This is a genomic window from Pseudoalteromonas sp. NEC-BIFX-2020_002 (assembly GCF_013002825.1).
Taxonomy (GTDB): domain Bacteria; phylum Pseudomonadota; class Gammaproteobacteria; order Enterobacterales; family Alteromonadaceae; genus Pseudoalteromonas; species Pseudoalteromonas neustonica.
The window spans coordinates 1-706 of sequence record NZ_JABEPJ010000049.1 but is presented as its reverse complement, the minus strand read 5'-3'; the positions used below and the strand labels follow the sequence as shown (position 1 = coordinate 706).

The 706-nt window shown below is 41.4% G+C and carries 1 protein-coding gene; it reads right to left on the bottom strand.

From position 1 onward, the window contains the following. Positions 1 to 706, bottom strand: a 706-nt coding sequence (locus HJP15_RS21590) for a reverse transcriptase domain-containing protein (protein WP_249365914.1), incomplete at both ends; no start/stop codon positions are given.

Sequence of the window (706 nt, the reverse complement as noted above, 5' to 3'; positions counted from 1 at the left end):
ACGCAGTAATTTCCTGTTGGATTATTAGTCCTTCGCTTTTGGTTTTTACTAAAATGATTATGTCATCAGCGTAACGTGCAAACTTAAGGTGTTTGTAGGTTAGCTTCTTATCTAATTCATCGAGTAAAATATTGGAAAGTAAAGGGGATAATGGCCCACCTTGAGGGACTCCTTTGGTTGACTCAAACCACAGACCCGTTTCGCGCTCTGCTACTCCCGCTCGGAGGTATTTACCAAGTAGGCGCATGAGTGCTTTGTCTTTGACTTTACGACCAACACGATTCATCAGCATGTCATGGTTTACTTCATCAAAGAACTTAGACAAGTCAATATCAACTGCTGTTTTATAACCTTGTTTAACACAAGATTGAACATGATTTACTGCTTGGCTGGCTCTTTTATGAGGGCGATAACCATAACTATGTGGTGAAAATAGAGGCTCAAAGTAAGGGCTAATCACTTGAGCAATAGCTTGTTGGATCACTCTGTCGATAACAGAAGGGATCCCAAGCATTCGCTCACCGCCATCGGGTTTGGGTATCATCACGCGTTTGACTGGCAAGGGTTGATAAGTGCCGCTAAGTAATTGTTGTTTAATACCTAACCAATGTAACTTAGCGAAGTGATTAAACTCTTCAATACTCATATTATCAATACCCGCAGCCCCTTTATTGCGCTTAACATGTTGCCATGCTACGCCAATATT